At 59.5% G+C, this 22,802-nt stretch carries 15 protein-coding genes; 10 read left to right on the top strand and 5 right to left on the bottom strand.

Annotated features, from left to right (window positions below):
• The first annotated feature begins 135 nt into the window (after nucleotides 1–135).
• The 6 genes from HNR46_RS09855 (at nucleotide 136) to HNR46_RS09830 (ending at nucleotide 11,963) form a co-directional block, all read left to right on the top strand.
• Nucleotides 136–1,689: a xylulokinase gene (locus HNR46_RS09855; protein ID WP_184018275.1), complete on the top strand. Its 1,554-nt coding sequence runs from the start codon at nucleotides 136–138 to the stop codon at nucleotides 1,687–1,689.
• Between the two features lie 280 nt (nucleotides 1,690–1,969).
• Nucleotides 1,970–2,521: an ECF-type sigma factor gene (locus HNR46_RS20895; protein WP_246418017.1), complete on the top strand. Its 552-nt coding sequence runs from the start codon at nucleotides 1,970–1,972 to the stop codon at nucleotides 2,519–2,521.
• Nucleotides 2,518–4,704 carry a protein kinase domain-containing protein gene (locus HNR46_RS09845; RefSeq protein WP_184018271.1) on the top strand — a complete coding sequence of 729 codons (2,187 nt, stop codon included), beginning with the start codon at nucleotides 2,518–2,520 and terminating at the stop codon, nucleotides 4,702–4,704. The genes HNR46_RS20895 and HNR46_RS09845 overlap by 4 nt, the downstream gene beginning before the upstream one ends.
• 119 nt (nucleotides 4,705–4,823) lie before the next feature.
• Nucleotides 4,824–5,657, top strand: coding sequence for a LamG-like jellyroll fold domain-containing protein (locus HNR46_RS09840; RefSeq protein ID WP_184018269.1), 834 nt, complete (start codon nucleotides 4,824–4,826; stop codon nucleotides 5,655–5,657).
• 112 nt (nucleotides 5,658–5,769) lie between these two features.
• The gene (locus HNR46_RS09835) at nucleotides 5,770–8,352 is read left to right on the top strand and encodes a LamG domain-containing protein (RefSeq protein ID WP_184018267.1); all 2,583 of its coding nucleotides are present in this window, start codon (nucleotides 5,770–5,772) and stop codon (nucleotides 8,350–8,352) included.
• Nucleotides 8,353–8,432: 80 nt separating this feature from the next.
• Nucleotides 8,433–11,963 (top strand): TIM-barrel domain-containing protein, encoded by a 3,531-nt coding sequence (locus HNR46_RS09830; RefSeq protein WP_184018265.1) that lies wholly within the window; start codon nucleotides 8,433–8,435, stop codon nucleotides 11,961–11,963.
• A gap of 144 nt (nucleotides 11,964–12,107) precedes the next feature.
• Here HNR46_RS09830 and eno read toward each other — a convergent pair whose 3' ends face one another.
• The 5 genes from eno to HNR46_RS09805 form a co-directional block, all read right to left on the bottom strand.
• Nucleotides 12,108–13,406, bottom strand: a complete 1,299-nt coding sequence (eno, locus tag HNR46_RS09825; protein ID WP_184018263.1) for a phosphopyruvate hydratase — start codon at nucleotides 13,404–13,406, stop codon at nucleotides 12,108–12,110.
• A gap of 15 nt (nucleotides 13,407–13,421) precedes the next feature.
• Nucleotides 13,422–15,257, bottom strand: coding sequence for a GreA/GreB family elongation factor (locus HNR46_RS09820; protein WP_184018262.1), 1,836 nt, complete (start codon nucleotides 15,255–15,257; stop codon nucleotides 13,422–13,424).
• Between the two features lie 68 nt (nucleotides 15,258–15,325).
• Nucleotides 15,326–16,081: a PDZ domain-containing protein gene (locus tag HNR46_RS09815; protein ID WP_184018260.1), complete on the bottom strand. Its 756-nt coding sequence runs from the start codon at nucleotides 16,079–16,081 to the stop codon at nucleotides 15,326–15,328.
• Between the two features lie 14 nt (nucleotides 16,082–16,095).
• A complete protein-coding gene (locus HNR46_RS09810) occupies nucleotides 16,096–16,551 on the bottom strand; it encodes a hypothetical protein (protein WP_184018258.1) in 456 nt (151 codons plus the stop codon).
• Nucleotides 16,544–17,068: an RNA polymerase sigma factor gene (locus HNR46_RS09805; RefSeq protein ID WP_184018256.1), complete on the bottom strand. Its 525-nt coding sequence runs from the start codon at nucleotides 17,066–17,068 to the stop codon at nucleotides 16,544–16,546. Before HNR46_RS09805 ends, HNR46_RS09810 begins: the two co-directional genes overlap by 8 nt.
• A gap of 242 nt (nucleotides 17,069–17,310) precedes the next feature.
• Between HNR46_RS09805 and HNR46_RS09800 the strand changes: the two genes are divergently transcribed.
• From HNR46_RS09800 to serA, 4 genes are all read left to right on the top strand, one after another.
• Nucleotides 17,311–18,891 carry a choice-of-anchor I family protein gene (locus HNR46_RS09800; RefSeq protein WP_184018255.1) on the top strand — a complete coding sequence of 527 codons (1,581 nt, stop codon included), beginning with the start codon at nucleotides 17,311–17,313 and terminating at the stop codon, nucleotides 18,889–18,891.
• 114 nt (nucleotides 18,892–19,005) lie between these two features.
• On the top strand, nucleotides 19,006–19,491 hold the full coding sequence (locus tag HNR46_RS09795; protein ID WP_184018253.1) for a hypothetical protein: 486 nt from the start codon (nucleotides 19,006–19,008) through the stop codon (nucleotides 19,489–19,491).
• 9 nt (nucleotides 19,492–19,500) lie between these two features.
• The gene (locus HNR46_RS09790; protein WP_184018252.1) at nucleotides 19,501–20,826 is read left to right on the top strand and encodes an NAD-dependent succinate-semialdehyde dehydrogenase; all 1,326 of its coding nucleotides are present in this window, start codon (nucleotides 19,501–19,503) and stop codon (nucleotides 20,824–20,826) included.
• Nucleotides 20,827–20,953: 127 nt separating this feature from the next.
• Nucleotides 20,954–22,705, top strand: coding sequence for a phosphoglycerate dehydrogenase (gene serA, locus HNR46_RS09785; RefSeq protein ID WP_246418016.1), 1,752 nt, complete (start codon nucleotides 20,954–20,956; stop codon nucleotides 22,703–22,705).
• The last annotated feature ends 97 nt before the right edge of the window (nucleotides 22,706–22,802 follow it).

The raw sequence follows: 22,802 nt of genomic DNA, 5'->3' as shown, positions 1-22,802 counted from the left end.
GAAGCCCCCCCAAACATGGCATGGCCGCCGGTCTCATGGGTCCCCCACCCTGAGCCCGGCGGTCTTTTTTTCTTCAAGGACTTCTGGCTTTTTCCCGCTGGCTCCCTACCCATCCGCTCTGCTTAGTTCCGTTCCATGTTTCTCGGGCTCGATTCTTCCACCCAATCCCTCTCTGCCCTCATCATTGACCCAACCTTAGGGACCATCGTTCACGAGCAGTCGGTCAATTTCGGCAAGGACCTCCCCTCCTACCAAAGTCCCAGCGGATTCTTGCCCGGGGGGAAAAATGGCGAAGTTCATGCCGATCCCCGCATGTGGATGGAAGCCCTTGATCTCCTTCTTTCCCGCGTCGCCGAAACCTTTGACCTCTCTCAAGTCTCGGCCATCGCTTCGTCCGGGCAGCAACATGGCTCCGTCTATCTCGACGAAACGTTCTACGAACGCCTCGCTCAGCTCGACCCCGCCCGGTCGCTTCCTGAGCAAATCGCTCCAGCGCTCACGCGCGCCACCTCGCCGATTTGGATGGACACATCCACTTCCGCCCAATGTCAGCAAATCGCCCTCGCCCTCGGTGGGAACGACGAGGTTTGCCGCCGTTCCGGCTCCGTCGCCATCGAGCGTTTCACCGGACCTCAAATCCGCCGATTTTATCAAAACGACCCAGCTGCCTACGACCGCACGGCCATCATCCACCTCGTGTCGTCATTCATCGGCTCCCTCCTCGCAGGCAAGGATATCCCCATTGACCATGGCGACGGGGCCGGGATGAACCTTCTCAACCTCCATCGCTTGGACTGGGACGACGATCTCCTCGAAGCCACCGCCCCGGGCCTGCGGTCGAAATTGCCACTTCCCGCAGCATCGGCAACTCTTGCCGGCCCCATCAGTCCCTATTTTGCCGCTAAATTCGGTTTCCCTGAGTTTTGTGAGATCGTGCTCTCGACGGGAGACAATCCGTCATCCCTCGTCGGCATGGGCGCGACTCAGCCCGGCACTTTTGTGATCTCCTTGGGCACCAGTGATACCTTTTTCGCTGCCATGGCAGAGCCCGTCACAGATCCCCAAGGCTTCGGCCATGTTTTCGGCAATCCAGCCGGTGGATTCATGTCCCTGATCTGTTTCCGAAATGGCTCCCTTGCACGGGAGGCCTTACGCGACCAACTGGGCCTCGATTGGGCCGATTTCGATTCCGCGGGCCTCGCCCAAACTCCTGCCGGCAATCACGGCCAGGTTCTCCTCCCATTCTTTGGTCCGGAAATCACACCCCGACGGGATTTCGAGGGACCCGTTCGGAATTTCTCTGCCGACGCCCCTGCCCCGGTGCAGGTCCGCGCCCTCCTCGAAGGGCAATTCCTGAACATGCGCCTCCACTCCCAATGGCTCGGCGAATCACCCTCTCTCATTCGATTGACTGGAGGAGCATCCCAGAATGACGGGATCGCCCAGCTCATTGCCAACATCTTTCAGGCACCGGTCGAACGCTTTGCCGTCGCCAACGGAGCCGCGTTGGGAGCCGCCCTCCGAGCGGCCTCGGCCTGTGGAGAAGATCTCGCGGAACTCACCGCCACTTTCTGTCAACCGGCCACAGGCTCCCAACTTCAGCCCGACCCCGCCCTCGCTCCTGTCTATCAAGATGCCCTTCGTCGGTATCAGGATCTCCTGCAACTCGGAGTCGAAGCGAGGCCGTAGGTGGGCGCCCGTGAACCTTCCCGGTCTGGGGCCCCTCCCGGCAAAACCTTATCGGCCGTTCTCTCCGATTTCCTCGCCCCGCCCCTTCCGCCACGGAGTCTTGAGCGGCAGCAGAGATTTCTGCAGCGCGGATCAAAAACAAGCGAAAACTATCCACTTCACGGGACATCAAGCAGTTGATAAACCCCCAACCCGAATCGTCGAAAATGGCGGTTCCAGCCCCTTCACCCCAACCCAAAACCCCAAACCCATCCGTCCTTTGGACCAACTGGAACGCATCTTGAGGACCTCTAGCGGCAGCGGAAGCATTCCCCCAGAGGAGTTGCTTCCTCTGGTCTACGATGAGCTACGGAACTTCGCCCGAAAAATCATGTCGAAGCGAGCGCTGCAGGGGACGCTCCAGGCAACCGCTCTGGTCCACGAAGCTTGGATCAAACTCAGCACCGGAAACGAACGCATCTGGTGCGATCGCTCTCAGTTCTTCTGCACTGCGGCCAAGGCAATGCGCCACATTTTGGTCGATAGGGCTCGCGCCAAAATGGCCACCAAACGCGGCTCCGATCTTGAGCGAATCTCTCTCGATACTCACGATTTCGAAATCGCAGAAGCCTCCCCGGACGAGCGGGTATTGATGGTCGACGAACTCCTCCATCGGTTGGAAGTCGAAGATCCTGAGAGCGCACGCGTGATCACCCTGAAGTTTTTTGGAGGTCTGACGAATCACGAGCTCGCATCGATGGACGGCGTCACCGAACGAACGATCGAAAGGCAGTGGGCGTTTGCGAAAGCCCGTCTTTTCCGACTCATCCGTGAGGAAATGAAATCGGTGTGAGCCCTTCCATTGAGAGACTTCTTTTCGCCGCCGCCTGCGGCCTCGAAGACGAAGACGAAAGGCGCGCCTTCCTCGATCACGCCTGCAAGGACGACCCCGCATTGCGCCGATTGCTGGAAGAAATGTTGGAGGTAAGGGACGAAGCCGAGTCATTTTTCCAACGCCCCGAGGCTTCCCTAAACCCCCGCCCACCCTCAAGTCGAGAGGAAGAAAGACTCGGCACCGACATCGGTCGCTATCGCCTCATCGAGCGCATCGGGGAAGGCGGTTGCGGTGTCGTGTACCTTGCCGAACAACGCGAGCCGGTGTGCCGCCAAGTGGCCCTCAAAATCATCCGTCTCGGAATGGATACTGAGAGCGTGATTGCACGCTTCGAGATCGAGAGACAGACGCTTGCGCTGATGGACCACCCGAACATCGCCCGCGTTTTCGACGCAGGAGCCACAGCGAGCGGCCGCCCTTACTTCGTGATGGAACTCGCAGACGGCGAGAAAATCACGGACTACTGTGACCGCCGGAAACTCGACCTCGATCAGCGCCTTTCTCTTTTCATTCTAGTCTGCGAAGCGATTCAGCACGCCCACCAAAAAGGGGTCATCCACCGCGACATCAAACCTTCGAACATCTTGGTGCGAGAACACGAGGGTCGCTCGGTTCCCAAGGTCATCGACTTCGGTATCGCCAAAGTGGGTGAAGGTCGCCGCGCCCACGACGGCACCGCGACCCTGTCCGGTCGAATCGTGGGAACACCCGCCTACATGAGCCCCGAGCAGGCCGAAGGCAGTCCGGATATCGATACACGGAGCGACATCTACAGCCTTGGCATTCTCCTCTACGAACTGCTCACCGGCAGCCCTCCCCTGCGGATCGACTCAAGCGATGAACTCGGCGATTTGAAGATCCGCGAGATGCTCGCGACGGGACAAATCGAACCTCCTTCGACACGATTGAAAGCGGTACCGGGAAGCGACCTCTCGTGCATTGCCTCAAGGCGTTCGGCAGATCCACAAAGACTTCCCTCGCTCCTCGCCCGGGATCTTGACTGGATTGTGATGAGGGCCCTCGAAAAGGACCGCCAGCGAAGATACGGCACCGCCCATGGTCTGGCACTGGATGTCGAACGATACTTGCACGGCCAACCGGTGATCGCCCGGCCACCCAGTCGCTGGTATTTGTGGAACAAGATGATCCGCAGGAATCGCGGGGGCTTCATCGCAGCTGGCATCTCCCTTTTTGCACTCGTAGGCGGTTTCGGAACGTCGACGTGGATGCTGATCCGGGAACGGAATGCCCGACACGAGCAGGCCCGATTGCGAGTCATGGCCGAGAAAGCCACGGCCAACGAAATCCGACTTCGCGAGGACGCCCGGGTGGCTGACCTGGTCCGGCAGGCAGCCGTGCTCCTCCGCTACGGGGAAAAGGGAGAGGCGGATCGCTTACTTGATGACCTGCCGACCGAGCGAATCCCCCATTCGCTGGAGGCCGCTCACACCTTCATGACGGTGGCCAACTGGAATCTCACAGAGGGAAATTGGCAGCCCGCCGCCGAGCGCTTTCAGGCGCTGGGGAAAGTCCTGACCAACGTCGACAAGTCAGACTCCCAAGCCATCTCCTTCGACTTCCTGTCCGTCGCCACAGCTGTTTGCGAATGGGGTGAAACCGGAAAATACGATGAGCTCCGACGCCAAGCCATCGACCGCTTCGCCGACTCTGCCAATCCCGTTGTTGCCGAACACATTCTCAAAGCAACGCTCCTTCGACCTGCCGATCTCCCGACTCTTGAGCGCTTGGCCCCTCTTTCCGAAGTCATTCGAGACTCCCTGGCACGTGAGGAGAAAAGCGCCCATCTCAGGGCGTGGCAGCAATTCTCCCTCGCCTTGTTCGACTACCGGATGGGACGATACGAGTCCACAGCAGAACGCGCAAAAATCAGTCTTGAGCTGGCCTCCAATAGCGACCCCCGCAAAGTTTCCAATCAACTCCTCATCGCCATGGCCGGGCTCCGATCTGGCGCTCAAAGAGAGATTGTCGAACCTCTCGCGGAGCTTCGCCACGAAGTGGATGGCTGGATAGGACAGCCCTTTCAATTGCTGAATTCTGACGGCACCCTGTGGTACAATCAACATGCGGTATTGATCCTCTTGGAGGAGGCTGAGCGGCTATCCGCAAACTCAGGAAGCTGAGGGATTTCCCGCGGAAATCCGAAGAACTCAAAAAAGTACGTCGGGGTCTGGTGAAGGAATCCGTCTTCCCCTTTGCGGGCGGATGGACGTCCCGCTCAAACCAGAAAAGACCCCAACCCATGAACTTGAGAACTCTCGCCGCATCCAGTCTCCTCGCCTTCTCCCTGTCGGGCCACGCGGCCCTGATCGCCCACTATACCTTTGACGAAAGTGCAGGGGCCACCACGGCAACCAACGAAGTGGACGGCTCCACCGCTGGATCCGTGGGAACCTTGGTGACCACCGGAGAGGCCGGGATCTCAGGGAATGCCTACCGATTCACCGGAGGAACGGCGCAGGACAACATTGTTGATATGGGGAGCGCCTCATTCCTTCCCGCCATCACCACAAGTGGACAATACACTCTCTCCACCTGGATCAACTCCTCCGAAGCCGCAGGAGGGAGAAACGTTGTGGTCTTCATCGGCGACAACACCGACAGCAACAGTTACATCGACTTAGGAACTGCCATCGATGGGCTTACTCCACCCGGACAAGCTTACATGCGCCACCGCGTGGACACCAATGGAACCGGAGCCAATAGCTTCTTCGGAGGCTCCGACGGGGTGGTCGTCGATGGAAGTTGGCATCACCTTGCGATGACCGCAGATACCACGACGCTGACGATCAGCCTCTACGTCGACGGAATCTTCCGAGCTAGCGGTCCGATCGTTCCGGGTTCTTCCGGCGATTTTCCGGTCCTCAACAACTTTGAGATCGGACGCCTCGGACGTTCCTCTCCGACAGACGGATACGAGGGACTCGTGGACGATGTCCAAATCTATGACGAAGCCCTTTCAGCGGGTGACATTGCCTTTCTATTCGCGAATCCGGGCCAAGCCGTTCCCGAGCCAAGTGCCCTGGCCCTCATTGGACTTGGAGCCTTCGGGCTGATTCGCCGCCAGCGTGCCTGATCGATCCCACTGGAGTCCCGCGCATCCATCGACCTACCTCGTAGCCCTTTGCTCCGAGCGTGGGTGCAGGCGCGGGGTCTCGAGGGCCTCATTTTACTTTGAAACCCATTCCATGAACTCAACCCATTTTTTTTGGATCACCGCCGCTCTCTGCACGGCACTCGAATGCCACGCCTCCCTGATCGCCCATTATCAATTCGATGAGGATTCCGGGGCCACCACCGCCGTGAATGCGGTAGCCGGAAATACCGATGGCCTGATCGGGACCAACGTGACCACCGGAGTCCCCGGCATCTCAGGAAACGCCTATCAGTTCACCGGGGCGGTCACGCAGGCAGACATCGTGGACATGGACGATGCCAGCTTCCTTCCGGCCATCACCACCAGCGGCCAATACACCCTATCCGTTTGGGTCAACAGCAATGAAGTCGCAGGCGGACGCAACGTGGTCGTGTTTGCTGGAGACAGCACGGATAGCAATAGCTACATCGATCTCGGGACCGCCATCGACGCGACGACTCCACCCGGCCAGGCCTACATGCGGCACCGCGTCGATACCAACACCGCCGGTGCCACCAGCTATCTGGGCGGTGCTGAGGGCGTCGTGGTGGACGGCACATGGCACCATATCGCGATGACGGCAAACGCGAGCACCCAGACGCTCACCCTCTACGTCGATGGCATCGAACGAGCCACCGGCACTCTCGTCCCCGGCTCGTCGGGAGATTTCCCCATCCTCAACCGTTTTGAAATTGGCCGCCTCGGACGGTCTTCCCCCGTCGATGGCTATGAGGGCCTCGTGGACGATGTGCAGGTGTACGACAATGCCCTGTCCGCAGAGCAAATAGCCTTTCTCTTTGCCCACCCTGGTTCGAGCTTTTCTGCTGACGACACGGATGGAGATGGCCTCTCCGACGCATGGGAGATCCTCTACTTCGGAGATATCAACGCCTACTCCGGCAATGACATTGGCCCGGATGCAGATGGTGCGACCAACCTCCAGGAGCAAGCGGCCGGAACCCATCCCGTCCTCGCCGATACTGACAACGACGGCAGAACCGATGGCGAGGAACTTAACCTCGCCCCTCTGACAAATCCTCTCGATCCCGACTCCGACGACGACGGACTGAGCGACGGCGATGAGGTTCAATCCTATGGAACCAATCCGAATGAAGCCGATAGCGATTCAGACATGTTGCCGGATCTGTGGGAAATCCAAAACAGCCTGAATCCCATCAGCGACATCGGGGACGACGGGGGCTTTGGAGATCCCGACGATGACGAGCTTCTCAATTGGGAAGAATACAACGATGGGAATGACAGCACCGATCCTCATGATCCGGACTCCGATGATGACGGATACACGGACGCTCAGGAGGACCGCATTGGAACCTGGGGCGGAGTGGAATTCACCGGAACTCAGCCCAACAATCCAGACTCGGACGGAGATGGTATCCTCGATGGCGACGAGAACCCGGACCTCAACTACTCCCCTAATGAGACTCCCGGCACCGACCCCAACCTCGCCGACAGCGACTCCGATGGCTTTGGTGATTTCTCCGAGTTCAGGTTCGGATCCGATCCCACAGATCCAAGCTCATTTCCCGTGGTCGCTCGGGGACTCATCGCTCACTTCAAGTTTGATGAAGGCGTGGGTGACCAAACGGCAATGAATGAACTCGGCGACAGTCATGGCCGGGTCGGCTCCAACGTGGTGACCGGAATGCAAGGCGTGGCCGGAAATGCCTACCAGTTCAACAACGATGCGAGTTCTACCGGCATCGTCGACATGGGGAACGCCACTTTCCTAACCGATCTCACTGCTTCCCAGGCACTCACCATCACCGCCTGGATCAAATCCAGCGACACCTCAAGCGGCAGAAATGTCGCCATCTCCGCCTCGAATTCCGCACTGGCCAACAGCTACGTGGACATGAGCATCGTCGGTGAAGGCGTGAATTTCGGAAGCCTCAATGGCCGACTTCGTCCTAACGGCAACATCAACAATTCCGAGTTATTCAGTACTTCATCGACCGACCCAGTTCTCGTCAATGACGACGCATGGCACCACGTCGCGCTGACGATCGACCTCGCGACCACCACGCAGCGCCTGTTTGTCGATGGCTCACCTGTTGCGGAGAATCAGGCAATCGCCGCCACGATTCTCCCGATGTTCAACAGCTTTGAAGTCGGAAGACTAGGTCGGGCGGTCCCGACAGACGCCTTCGCCGGCTTGATGGATGACATTCAAATCTACAATGAAGCTCTATCGGAAGAGAGGATCGCCTCGCTTCACGCCACGCCAGGGATCTCTGCGGACGAGGATCATGACCGTCTCGATGACCAGTGGGAGATCACCTACTTTGGCAGCATCGCGGCGCAGGATGGGGATGGAGATCCCGATGGTGACAACATCTCCAATGAAGACGAGGAAACGGCGGGAACTCCTCCGATCGTGATCACCACGCTCGAGGTCCTCTCATCGAACTTCAACGAACAGGGTGAATTTGTGATCGAGTTCAAAGGAGCCCCCGCCACGACTTACCAAGTCACCCACTCACCCACTCTGGAGGCCTTTGAGCCCCTTGACCCGGCGCTCTCCATCACCACGGATGCCCAAGGATACGGCACCGCGCTGGTGCCCCTGCTGGAGGCATCCGCGTCGGAAGGATTCTTCCGGATCGAAAGCGAATAATTCCACAGGGCCCCGCCGGATCGACCGGCGGGGCATTTCTTTCCTCTCTCCACCCCAGCTCGGACCTCCGTGGATCCTCCGTGGATTCGCTCCAACCTTCCGGTTTCCTCTCCTCCTTTGTGAAACGCATCGTCGCTCTTTTCGCCTTTTTCGGAGCTTTTCACTGCCTGCAGGCTTCGCCTCCTATCCGCGAGGGCATTGCCCTTCACTTCGATGCATCGAACATCGACGCCTCGGGCAATCGCAGCCTGCTCGACGGCCAGACCGTCAAGAGATGGCACGACCTATCAGGGCGAGCGCAGCACCTCGAGGTGAGTGCAGGGGCTCCCACCTATATTCAGCCAGGTCCAGGCTTCGGCGGGCTTCCCGTCGTCGACTTCGAACCTTCCGACTTCAATGGGGCCGACCACCTCGCCCTCAGTTCCAAGTCGATCGCTCATTATCCTTTCACGCTTTTCGCTGTGGTTCGCTCCGACACCACCCACAATGCGGTGATCTTCTCATGGGTGAATGCGCAAAGCCGCGACAAGATGGCGGGCATCCGCTTCGTGGCCGAAGGCAAGGGAGGACCAGGGCGAATCAGTCTTTTCCGAAGGAATCCGACATGGGTCGAAACGGCTTCGAAAGCGAGCTTTCATGACAACACTTTCCACGTGGTCTGCGCCCGTTTCATCAGCCCCACACTCGCCGAGTTGTTTGTCGACGGAGAGCTGCAGGCAAGTTCGACCGAGGCAGTGCCACTGCCCGCCTTCAACCGATTCGATCTTGCCAACAACGGACGTGAAAAGGGAACGACAGATCCTTTCCAAGGGCAGATCGCAGAGCTCCTTGTCTACGAAACGGACCTTGCTGAGGCATCGCAACAGAGCACGGAAAACTACCTTCAGCAGAAGTGGATCACCGGACGTTCAGGAATCGCCATCTCAGATCGCGAGGTCGATTTCGGTTCTGTTGCTCGAGGCGAACCACAGTTTCGCGAAGTCATTTTGACTCATGTTGGGGCGGACGAGAGTGACCTTACCATTCAGTCCGTCCGCCTTGCCCATCTCGCACCCTTTACCCTGGATGCGAGCTTCAACGGAGTCGCTCTTGATCTCGCGGACCCAGCGAGCTATCCCATCCAGCTCTCGCGAGCTCGGAAAGACGAGCTTCACCTGCGAATTGGCATCCATGGATCGCCCGCACGCCTCGATTATCTCGGAAACCTGGTGATCGTGAGCGATGCCGAGAACGAACCAGAGCTGGAGATTCCTCTGAAGGCTCAGCTCCGAGATCGATCAGGAGTGCCGGATTACCGATCCCACTCTGTGAGGGGAAACGTCATCGACTTCGAACTCGAGCATCGCGCCCAACTCCGGCTCACCCTCAACACGGATTCCATGGTTCGTGTCCAGTATGCACCGAATGGGGATTTCCGCCCCGACGATGAGCCCGATCACTTCATGGTGCAAAAGCATGACTGGCCGACGGTGGATCACCAGATCATCGATCATGGCGCGTATTGGGGCATTCACACCCCTGCAATGACCATCCGGGCGCAAAAAAGCCCCTTTCGGCTGCAAATGTTCGATGCCTCGAACCGGACTCTGATCGTCAAAGATGCCGATGCAGAGGGCATGTACTCCGAGCGAAATCTTCGTGGCGTCCACCGCATGGAACGGGAAGGCCATCATGCGCGATTCGGCTTTGGTTCGGGAGACCATGGGCACTCGCGCCCTCTCAACAAAAGCGCTGGTTACGATGAATTCACCGTCACCCACGGCCGTACCTGCGTGCCCTTTTTCATGAGCACAGCCGGCTACGGGATCTTTCTGAATACGATTGATCCCGTCACTTCGTTCGATGGAGCGGGCGGCTTTCAGACACAGGGGCACCTCGACTACTGGTACATGGCTGGGGACATGAAAAGAGTGCTTGGTCTCTACAGTGAACTCACTGGGCACATGGATCTATTTCCCAAGTGGGCATTCGGATTCATGCTTTCCAAATATGGGAACGACCACGCGACGCAGTCCGAGTTTCTCGAATGGATTCAGAGACTCCGAAAGGAGGACTATCCGACCGATGCCTACGTCTTTGACTTTGGTTGGCGTGGCGGAAAGTTCAGTTCGCACCGGTGGGATGCGGACCGCTTCCCAGACCTGCCCTCCATGTTTTCCAAAGCAAGGAAGCTCGGTTTTCACGTCGGCCTCCACAACAACCAAGGCACCCCAGAAGCCGGTGATGGAAATTTCTCCGATCCCAAAGTGGCAGAAGCCTGGTGGCAGGCGCACTGGACGAACGTCATCCAACCCGGCTATGGCGATTGGTTCTGGCCCGATGAGTTCGACGTCTCTGGAGACAACCTGATGGCCAACCTCTCCGCGAAGATCGTTCATGAACGATGGCTTCAGGAAACGACTGAACAACGCCCGATGTTCATGACTCGCGGTGGATTCGCCAACCAACATTTTGCCGCCACTTGGTCCGGTGACATCGCCAATACCATCGCCGAGATGAGCGAACAAATCACCGGGAGCCTCGCCCTCGGGATGTCAGGCTATCCATGGTGCTCCCACGACCTTGGCGGGTTTTTCACCCAACCTTCCGACGAACTCTACATCCGCTGGGTGGCCCAGCTCGGAGCCTTCAGTCCGATCATGCGCGCCCACGGTCACGACGGCCGCGAACCCTGGCTCTATGGCCAACGGGCTCAGGAGAACCTCCGTCGTTACCTCAAAATCCGCTACCGACTCTTCCCCTATATCTACTCCACCGCGTGGCAAGGGGCCTCGGAAGGCATCCCCATGATGCGCGCCATGGCTCTTGAGCACCCTCAGGACCCGGAATCGTGGTCCAAGGAAACCCAATACTACTTCGGTGACTGGCTTCTGGTAGCTCCTGCTCTGTCCACTCACGACACTCAGGTTTCGATATGGCTTCCGGAGGGCCAATGGTACGACTTCTTCAACCCCTCAATCCGCTACGAGGGAGGGAAAACCTTGTCCATGCATGCGACGCTCGATGAGATTCCCGTGCTCGTGAAGGAAGGCGCCATCATTCCAACAGGTCCCGACATCGCTTACGCCGACGAGAAGCCTCTGAACCCACTCACGCTTGAGCTCTTTCCCGGCTCCTCGCCAAGCCACTTTTGTCTCTACGAGGATGACGGAATCACTCGAAACCACCTCATCCACGGCGCCGATAGTCGAACCCATTTCAGCGCGTCGTGGGCCGGAGACACGGCGCTGCAATTCACCAAGCACGCCACGCAACTTGGAAATCCCGCACTCTATTCGCCGAATTTTCCCCGCGACACAATCCTCCACGCGCACCACTGGACCCTCCACCCCGAGAAGGTTCTGATTTCCGGTTCACCCCTCCAGGAAGCCCGGAGCCTGGCTGAACTCCATCAAAAGACCCAGGGCTGGTTCTGGGATCGCGATGATCAAACCCTAAGCATCCGCTTCGTGGACAACGGTGCCAAAGTCCAGATCACTGCCAGCAGCCAGGAGCTTCCTACGAAGGGAGATCGCTTGGAGAAGCTTCGCGAGGCAGAAAATGCCACCGAGCTCGATGCGGCTGAGTCCCACTCCCATGGAGAAAGCCGCTTCGAGAAGCCATCGTTCTGATCCACCCGACGACGCTCTCCGACAGATCCACCGCCCTGAGTGGATGGCCCTCAAACACGACCCGCGGGCATGAAAAAGGCGGGGCCGAGGCCCCGCCTTTGAAAAAGTGTTTCAGAATGATCGGACTTGAGTCCGATCTCCCGATTACTTGCCAGCCTTGAACTTGCAGGTGCCGTAAATCGCGTCGTCACCCAGTTCCTCCTCGATGCGAAGAAGCTGGTTGTACTTTGCGATCCGGTCCGAGCGGCTCATCGAGCCGGTCTTGATTTGGCCGCAGTTGGTGGCCACGGCAAGGTCAGCGATGGTAGCGTCTTCCGTTTCGCCCGAGCGGTGGCTCATGACGGCCGTGTAGCTGTTCTCCTTGGCCAGCTCAACCGCATCGAAGGTTTCGGTCAACGAACCGATTTGGTTGACTTTGACCAAGATGGCATTGGCCACACCGAGGTCGATGCCCTTCTGGAGGAACTCGACATTGGTCACGAAAAGGTCGTCACCGACGAGTTGAACCTTGTCGCCGATCTTGTCCGTGAGAGCTTTCCAGCCATCCCAGTCATCTTCCGCGCAGCCGTCTTCGATCGAGTCGATCGGATACTTCGCGCACAGCTCGGCGAGGTAAGCCGCTTGCTCGTCGGAATTGCGCTTGGCGCCTTGGTCTCCTTCGAACTTGGCGTAGTTGTAGATGCCATCGGCAAAAAACTCTGAAGAAGCACAGTCGAGGGCGAACTTGATGTCATCACCCACCTTGTAGCCCGCCTTCTCAACGGCCAAAGAGATGGTATCGAGAGCGTCTTCCGTTCCCTTGAAGGTCGGAGCGAAGCCCCCTTCGTCACCCACTGCGGTGCTGAGGCCACGATCGTGGAGCACCTTCTTGAGGCTGTGGAAGACTTCAGCGCCCATGCGCAGACCTTCGGAGAAGGTCGGAGCGCCCACCGGACGAATCATGAATTCCTGGAAGGCAATCGGGGCGTCGGAGTGGGATCCGCCATTGATGATGTTCATCATCGGAACAGGCAGAACCTTGGCATTCGGGCCGCCGAGATACTTGTAGAGCGGAAGACCGAGCTGGATCGCAGCGGCTTTCGCAACCGCCATCGACACGCCAAGGATGGCGTTGGCTCCGATTTCACCTTTGGTCTTGGTGCCGTCGATGGCGATCATCGCCGCGTCGATCGACGCTTGATCGGTGGCATACATGCCGCAAAGCGCCGGAGCCAACTTACCATTGACGTTGTCGACGGCCTTAAGGACGCCCTTGCCGAGGTATTTCGACTTGTCGCCATCACGCAGCTCGTGGGCTTCGTGGGCACCGGTGGAGGCACCGCTCGGCACAGCGGCGCGGCCGATCGCGCCACCTTCCAGGTGGACATCGACTTCAACGGTCGGATTGCCCCGCGAATCGATGATCTGGCGGGCGCGGACTTCTACGATGGTGGTGTCAAACATGATTGGGATGCGGTTTCAGGACACGTAGGGAGCGATCGAGGCGATATTCCAAGCCTTCATCAGGTCGGTCTCGTGATCGCGGATTTCGACGCGGTCGCCAACCTTCTTGTGGAAAAGGGCGGCACCCGCTTCGGAAAGATAGGAAACGATATGCTTTTCTGGATCGGAATCCCACGCACCAAGCACGGTAAACTGGGCGTCTTCTCCTTCCTCGCTCTTGAGGGTGACGATGGTGCCAATGTTCACGGCGCTAGGATCCGCGCCCTTGAAGTCGGTGCCACGAGCCCGGTCGAGTTCGCGTTGAAGCTCGGTTTTCCGGCGCATGAGGACTTTCTGCATGTCCTTGGCCGATTTGTATTCGAAGTTCTCGCGAAGGTCCCCGTAAGAGCGAGCGATGGCGATGTCCTTGGTGTTTTGCGGAATGCGGTTGCGGAGCAGGTCATCCATTTCAGCCTGCTTGCGCTCCAAGCTCGCCCAGGAAACCACCAGCGGTTCTTCGCGACGGTTGCGATCTCCACTGACTAGTTCTCCGGTTTCCGGTTTGGCCTTGATGATCCGCGCCATCAGCGACTTCCGGTCGAGGTCGGCAAACACCGGGCATTCGAGCAATCGACGCGCGAAGTTACGTGCCTCGGTGACGCCCATTTCCGCCACGATATCGGCGAGGAGGCCCTTGTCATCGCTGAGCAAGCTCTGCAGGCGGGTGGTTTTCCGCGGGCCATCGGAAAGGTGGTCGGTCTCAAGCAGGTTGAGAATGGCCGCCCCGATTTCCGGGCTGAAGACATCGCTGGCGACGCCTCGGCGTTCGCGCACGATCCAAATCAAGGGGTCCGGACCCAGTGACCGGCGAGCCAAGGAGCCGCGGAGGTGTTCGGAAAGCTCCTTGGACTTGCCCTTATCATCAATGATGCGGGCAATTTCCGCCACCCCACGCGTGCCCACGGAATCGAAGATGTTGAGGAGAGCATCAACCCAGCGTTCGCCGAACGCTTCAGGGAAGACCTCATAAATGGCGCGCTGACGAGCGGTCGAAAGACTACCAAGCTCTTCGCCCAGACGAGCTTCTTCTGCCAAAAGCAGGTTGGCGAGGCGGAGCGAATCGTCACCCATGACCAGCGCATCCATGCTTCCGATCAGTTCATCGCGCAGAGAAAGCAGCTCAAGCGTCAGTCCCAGCTGCATGCGGGTGCCCTTTTTCGCGGCGTCATCAACGACCGTGAGCACTGGGCGGAGCGAGTCGACTTCTGCCTTGAACAGCGAAAGGTCGGCGACGATGGCCTCAAGGGCCTTCGACATCGACTTCAGATCGCGGGATTCTTCGAAATCCCCAATCAGCGCCTTGGCGGGAGTCAGGTCAGCATTGCGCAAGTTCAATTGCTCGGTACGGCGGGCGGGCACAATCACCCGCTTGCTGTCGCGGAGTGCCCGCTTGGTCGCGTCCCACCACTTCTTGAAAGCGGCTTCTTCCACCACAGAGCCAGACAGCTCCTTCTCCATCGCGTCCACCGTCATGGAGCCCTCATGACTTTCCAGCAGGAAAACAACGAGCGCCACCGGGTCGTTTTGAGCGAGTTCCCGGAGATGCTCGATGTTTTCAACTTTCTTTGAGCGAAAGTCATCATCGGCCAAGGGCAGAGTCTTCTGAATGGCGAACTGCAGATCCATCTGCTGTCCGCGCTGGTGTTCAAAATCAATTGTCAGTTTCTTGGCAGGTAGGTCCCAAGCAATCACCTTGCCAGCTCCCCAAGCATTGTGGAGCAGGAACTTCCCGGGCGCTACCTGATCAAGTCGCTCGGCGATGGCAGGTTGGAGTCTTCCGGCGTCGACGAGTTTTTCCAGATCGGGATGCATCGCGGGAGAAACTGAGAAGCCCGCTCGGAATATGCAAGGCCCATCCCTTGCAAACAGGTGCGGTCGTGTCAGTTCCGGTCCTCATTCAGCGAGGGGACCACCCGTGGCCGGGGCCGACGGCGGCTCCAATCCCGATCCTCCGAACGCTGAAGGCCGCGGATCAAAGCTTCCACCGAGCGGGTCCATTCTTCCGGAACCGAGGCACCTTCTCCAGCCACAGGACCTTCATAAATCACCGATTGGCGGGCATCGCGAATGACGACATGATAGCCATCTTCCTCTTTCGAGAGTCGGGCCGTACTGCCATCTTCCCGGGAAACTTCCGCCATGCTGGATTGAGGATAAACCACGGTCTTCGGCATGCCCCGAACCCCAGGGGGCGCCAAAGTCACTTCCATCGGTGAAATCGGCCGCTCCAACCCCACTTCAGGCATCGCCGCCAATGTCAGATCGAGCACCTCATGTTGCCCGGACCGCACGACGGAGATTTGCACCGCTTCGCCGGGCTGATGAAGCCTCAACAAAGTGGCCAACTGAGCCTCATTGACCAGAAGTTGATCCCCCAACTTCCAAACGATGTCGTACGGATGCACTCCCGCCAGCCGGGCAGGGCCATCATCATACACCTTCTCCACCAAGAACCCGATTCCCTCAGGAACACCCGGGGCGTGTGCACGCATCTCCGGTGCCAAGGCCCGCACCGAGAAGCCCACCCAAACGGGCCGCGTTGGCATTTCGACACCCTGTGGCGTCGGCTCCGACACCTCCTGCGCCGGCAGCACGACGGCCAGGGCCAGAAGAAAGATGGAGGTCAAAAGTTTCATGGAATTCCCGCGCCTCAAAATGTGCTCACCGGCATCATCACCCATTCGTCCCGGGGGTGGAGAACCCGCACGGTTTGGCCGGTCGCCTCGTCGTGGAATCTCTCCTCGTTGACCACCCGGACGTGCCACCCCTCCAACAATGAACCATCCTCCTCCGCCAACCAATCGCCTGCACGCTCGGCGGAAACAACCCCTTCGCTGGTCGAAACCAACTGGATTCCAGGCTGAGGAGCCGTGCGAACCACCAACGGCACCGGACGTGCCGGCATCGCATTCCAGGCCAGACCGGCAGCACCGACCACCGCGGCCGCCATGCCAGTGACCCAGATCCACCGTCGTGAAGAGGTGCTCTCTTCTTCGCCAGCCAAGCCGTCAATCAGCGCATTCAGCTCCTGAACTCCTCGGTCCGTGAAACCGCGCGGAACCAAAGATTCCCGCAAGCGACGTTCGATATGGTCGAGATCATCCATGATCCACCTCCTTCGTCCGGTTCAATTTTTGCGCCAATTGCTCCAGCGCATATCGATACCGGGAAGCTGCCGTATTCGGCGAAATCGCGAGCGCCTCTGAGATCTCCGCAAAGGTCAAGCCACCCCAAATCTTCATCGTCACCACTTCCCGCAGTTTCTCACTCAGTTGCGCCACCTCCTCGCGCAACTGCCGCGCGTCCTCGTCGTCCTCCATCGTCGGATCGAGCCAGACATCGTCAAAATCATTCAAATACAGGACCGATTCTTCCCGCTTTTTGCGCCGGGTCTCCGAACGGTGCCGATTCAAGCCCGCAAAACGAATTGTCGAAAAAGCCAACGGAAGATCCGGTGGATGCCCGCCTTTCTCCTCCTGAACCGTCCACAGCCGCATCACCGCTTCTTGGACCAAATCCTCGGCATCCGCCTGACAAGGCGCCCATGTGCGAGCGAAGGCCAACAGCCGATGACCGTTCTCGGCCATCCACAGTTTCCACTCCTTGGCGCGGCGCTTCCTCATTCACGGTGAAAATGCCGATGAAGGGTCGGTTTGTCTGCAAAAAGTTCCGATCCGCCCACGGCCTCCTTCCCCCTTCGGAATCAACCTTCCCACTCCATCCCCATCGGGATTTGCCCCACCCCCTCAGTCCAGCCCACGACCTCCCCGCCTCCCGCCCACTCGTCGGAGCCCGACAGGTGACAAATCCGAAACCATTCAATGCTCTCTTCAAGAGGGGATTACGCTGATCGAGCGGGCGTCACATGAACCGACTGATCCTTCCTCTGATCCTTCCTTCTCTCGTTGCGGGTGCTTACGCCGAACTATCGCTGGAGCCCCTCGGCACCGCTCGCAATGGCGATCCTGCCAGCCTGTTCGATGCTTCTGCTGCGGAAATTGTGAAATTCGATTCCGCCACCAACCAAATGTATGTCGTCAACGGCAGCGCAGACGCCCTCGATATCTTCGACGTCTCCACCCCCACCGCTCCGAGCTTGGTTCGCTCCGTCGATCTTTCCGAACTCGGCAACCCTAACAGCGTCGACGTCTTCTCTCGCGGGCACCGCACACGGGTCGCAGTGGCTGTCGGAGCTCCCTCCAAAGCCGATCGCGGCCACGTCGTGTTTCTCAATGGAGAGGGAGACCTCCTCGACACCGTCGAAGTCGGATATCTCCCCGACATGCTCACCTTCAACGAAAACGGCACCATGGTCGTGGTCGCCAATGAGGGTGAACCCACCGATGACTACGCCGTCGACCCCGAAGGCTCCATCTCGATCATCCGCATTCGCGGAAACCGCTATCATCATCGCGAAATCACCTTTGGAGGTCTCACGGCCGACGATGTCGAAGGGGTGCGCATCAGTGGACCCGAAGGCACGACCATTGCCCAAGATCTCGAACCTGAATACGTCGCCATCTCCGGCCAACACGCCTTCGTCACCTGCCAGGAAAACAATGCGGTCATCAAGATCAACCTGACCGAGCGGCGCATCGCCGCGGTGCTGCCACTCGGCACCATCGATCACTCAAAACTCGGACATGCTCTCGATGTCTCCGACAAAGACGATGCGATCCGCATCGCCAACTGGCCCATTCAAGGTTTGTTCATGCCCGATGGCATCGCCGCCTACCGGGCACGCGACGGCCGCCGCACCCAAACCTACTTCGTCACTGCCAATGAGGGAGATGCCCGGGAATGGGGCGACTACACCGACGAAGCCCGCATCAAGAGCCTCAACCTCGACCCCAGCGCTTTCCCCTTGGCGGAAACCCTCCAGCTCGATGCCCACCTCGGTCGCCTCGCCGCCATCACCACCGAAGGCGACATTGATGGCGATGGGGATTACGATGAACTCTACAGCTTTGGCACCCGCTCCTTCTCGATTTTTGATGAGAACGGCACCCTGGTGTTCGACAGCGGAGACCTCCTGGAAACTTACATCGCCACTCACTACCCAGAGGACTTCAACGGCGCCCATGACGAAAGCGACAGCTTCGATAGCCGCTCCGATGCCAAAGGCCCTGAGCCCGAAACGGTGACCCTCGGAGAAATCGATGGCCACACCTACGCCTTTATCGCCCTTGAGCGCTTCAGCGGCATCGCCGTCTTCGACATCACAAATCCGCACTCCGTCACCATGTCCGGCTTCGGCCTCAACCGGGATTTCTCCGTGAGCTTCGATGAGGACCACCTCGAAAACTTCGGCGCCGCTGGAGACCTCGGTCCGGAAGGACTCGACTTCGTTTCCGCAAAGGACAGCCCGACGGGGCAGCCTCTCTTGATCGTTGCCAATGAGGTCAGCGGGACGACCACCCTCTATCAGATCTCTGTGACCGAATAATCTCGGAACACCTCCGATCCTCCGACCGGCCTTCTCTCTTGAGTGGGCCGGTTTTTTTGTCGTCATCCTTCACCCGGATTCGCACTTTCCTGTTTTCCAGCGCAGATTGCGCTCATGCTTCTGGCCTCCCTTGCCGCCGTGCTGATGGCTCCCCTGGCCGCCTGCTGGTCACGCTTCAGGGAACATCAATTGCTGAAAGTCGGGTCTCCCTTACCTCCTGAGGCCCTAACGTTTGCTCGCCAGCTTGGCATCCACGCTCCCGAAAACTTGAGGGTCCAATTCGTCCACGAAGTGCCCCTTCCCCTTCCCTCTGCGATGGCCCATGCCTTCAGCAGGCTAGGATTTCCGATCCTGAGCGCCGCCGGAATGAGCTTGGGGAGAGGCATCTGCGCGGTGTCACCGGATTCGCGTCTGCTTCGTCACGAACTGGTTCACACCCTTCAATACCAACGACTCGGTGGCCACCTACCATTCATGCGGCGCTATCTTCGCGAATGCATCCACCACGGCTATGCGACGGCCCCCATGGAAATCGAGGCCCGGGACCGAGCCCAGGAAGAAGACAGGATCCCCGATGGAATTTCCCCGCAATCCGGGTGAAACTACCCCATGAAACCCTCGCTCGAACACGCTATTGATCGCCTCGCCACGCCCCTCCCCGATTCCTGCCTGACGGGCCTCCAGGATCGCACGGCCGCGCTCCGGGCCATCGCCGACCAATTGGTGGCCGAGGCCGATTCTCTCGCTCAACTGATGGCTCAGGAAATGGGCAAGCCCGTTTCCCAAGGACGTTCGGAAGCCGAAAAATGCGCCTGGGTCTGTCGCTACTATGCCGACCATGCCGAAGCATTTCTGGCCGATGAAACTCTAGAAACCGGCCGCGCCGAGTCCTTTGTCACCCATGCCCCCATGGGCATCGTTCTCGCGGTGATGCCATGGAATTTCCCCTTCTGGCAGGTCTTTCGCTTTGCCGCTCCCGCCCTCGCTGCCGGCAACCGCATCCTCCTCAAACACGCCTCAAATGTGCCCGGCTGTGCCGCCGCCATCGAGCGAATCATCACCCAGGCCACGGGCCGAGATGATTTGCTGGTCCACGTCACCCTTCCCGGCAAGGAGGTCGCCGAGCTCATTGCCGACCCCCGCACGGCAGCAGTCACCTTCACCGGTAGCACCCAGGCCGGTCGCCAGCTCGCAGCAGCTTGCGGCCAGCACCTGAAAAAGTGCGTTCTCGAACTTGGTGGCAGCGATCCCTACCTCATTCTCGAAGACGCCGATATCGCCCACGCCGCGGCCACCTGCGCCAAGGCCCGCATGATCAACAACGGGCAAAGCTGCATCGCCGCCAAACGCCTCATCGTCGCCGCACCCGTCCACGACGCATTTGTGGAACTCCTCCGCCATGAACTCTCGCAATACGAAATGGCGGACCCTCTCGATCCCAACACCCGACTCGGACCGCTCGCTCGCACCGACTTGCGGGATACCCTTCACGATCAGGTCCAGCGCGGACTCGCCACCTCCGCCCGCCTCATTCTCGGCGGGAAAATCCCTCAGCAGCCCGGGCCCTGGTATCCCGCCACCTTGGTCGCAGGAGTTCGCCGCGGCACGCCGCTCTTCGACGAGGAAACTTTCGGGCCGGTGGCAGCCATTTCCCGCGTTCATGGGGCGTCCGACGGTATCGAACTCGCCAACGCCACCCACTTCGGTCTCGGCGCTGCGGTTTTCACCGAGGATCTCGACCTCGCCCATCGCGTCGCCCGCCAACTCAAGGCCGGCACCGTCGGCATCAACGCCCAAGTGGTTTCCGATCCCCGCCTTCCCTTTGGAGGGACCCGCGAAAGCGGCTGGGGACGCGAGTTGGGCCGCGCCGGAATCCTCGAATTCGTCGATTCCAAAACCATCTTGCGTGAAATCCCTAAGCCCGATGCGACCTGAAAAAGAATTTACCTTGCGCATACACTGAGAATACGCAATGTATTTACCGCGTTAATTGCATGGAACCGTCATCGCGCCGGCTCGTTCCATACCGCCAAGGGAAACTTCCCCCTCATCGGGGACTCCCATGCAAACCCAGGATCAGGGCGGTGAGGAAGAGCCGGGCGATGGCCCGGTCTCCGGAATTCGGTTGCTTGATTCCCGTCCCGCCGCGGCAGAAATCCTCGGCGGGACGCTTGCGTACTGGCGAGCAGACCCTTATGAGCGGCTCGCCATGGCTAACTTTCGCGTGCTCGTTTCAGATCCGATCTCGGACAAGGGGGTTGAAGCCCTTGCCGCCGCTCCCGGCATCGAGGTCGACGTCCATACCGGTCTCCCTCCCGAGGAGTTCCTCAAAATCATCGGCGACTACGACGCCCTCGTGGTCCGCTCCCAAACCAAAGTCACCGCCGAGGTCTTGGCCGCGGCGACGAAACTGAAGGCTGTCGGCCGCGCCGGCGTCGGCGTCGACAACATCGACCGTCAGGCCGCCACCGACCACGGAGTGATCGTGATGAACACCCCCACGGGGAACACGATCTCCACCGCAGAACACGCCTTCACTCTGATGCTTTCCTGCGCCCGCAACATTGGCCCGGCTCACGCCGGCGTGCTTGCCGGGGACTTCAAGGCCGCCCGCAAGGCCTTCCAGGGCATCGAACTCAACGGCAAACGCCTCGCCGTGATCGGCATGGGTCGCATCGGTTCCGAATTCGCCAAGCGCGCTCAAGCCTTCAACATGGAAGTCGTCGCCTACGACCCATTCCTCACAGAAAGCCGCGCCCGGGAGTTGAAGGTCACCCTTGCCGAATCCCCTGACGCCGCTCTCAACGGCGCCGACGTGGTCACCCTCCACGTGCCCTTGACCGAGTCCACCCAGCATCTCCTCAACGAGCAACGCCTCGCCCTAATGAATCCAGGAGCCATCGTCGTGAACTGCGCCCGCGGCGGACTCATCGATGAAGCCGCCCTTAAGGCCGCCATCGACTCTGGCCACATCGCCGGCTGCGCGCTCGACGTGTTCGAAGTCGAGCCCCCGCCTGCGGATCACCCGCTGTTTTCTCTCGGCAAACACGTCACCTTCACGCCCCACCTCGGTGCCTCCACCAACGAGGCCCAAGAGAACGTAGGCATCGAAGTGGCCATTCAAATTCGCGACTTCCTCGCCACTGGCGAGATTCGCAATGCGATCAACATGCCCTCGCTCGATGCGACAGCCTTGCGCGAGCTGGGACCCTACCTCGATCTGGCCGCAGCCCTCGGGGCCCTTCTCGCGAAGCTCGGTCCGGACAATGCCGACTCCCTGCGGGTCTCCTACCACGGGGACCTCGCCGGCAAGGACACCGGCTTGGTTTCCCGCACCGCCCTCTACCGACTCCTGGAGCAGTCACGCCAGGACGGCCAAGTCAATCTGGTCAACGCCCCCGCCGTCGCCAAGGCCATGGGCCTCGATCTCGTCGAGTCGACCATCAACGCCCAGACCGAATTCAACGACTTGCTGGTCGTCGAACTTCGCAAGGGCGATCAGAAATTCCGGATTGCCGGTACGATCATCGGCCGCAGCCCGCGCATCGTCGAAATCGACCGCCTGTTCGTCGACGTCCCCATCACCGGCCATCTGCTCATCGTGCGCAACGACGACCGCCCCGGCATCGTGGGTGCCGTCGGCACCTTGCTCGGCCAGCACGGACAAAACATCGCAAACCTGTCCCTCGGACGCGACAAGTCCGGCGGCAACGCCCTCTCGGTCATCGAACTGGATGCTCCGGCCGATGGCGACCTCATGTCCGCCATTCGCGCCATCCCCGGCGTGACCTTGGCGACCGGAGTTTCGCTCTAAATTCTCCTCCACGATTCCTCACACGGGATCTTGCGATCTTCGCCGCCGCCGCTTCCTTCGAGAGGCGGCGGCATTTTTGCATTCAGGAAGTTCCTCG

Origin of the sequence: Haloferula luteola (assembly GCF_014201715.1) — a bacterium.
GTDB lineage: Bacteria > Verrucomicrobiota > Verrucomicrobiia > Verrucomicrobiales > Akkermansiaceae > Haloferula > Haloferula luteola.
Note: the sequence above shows the minus strand (reverse complement) of the source record. Positions and strands in the feature narration are given on the sequence as shown.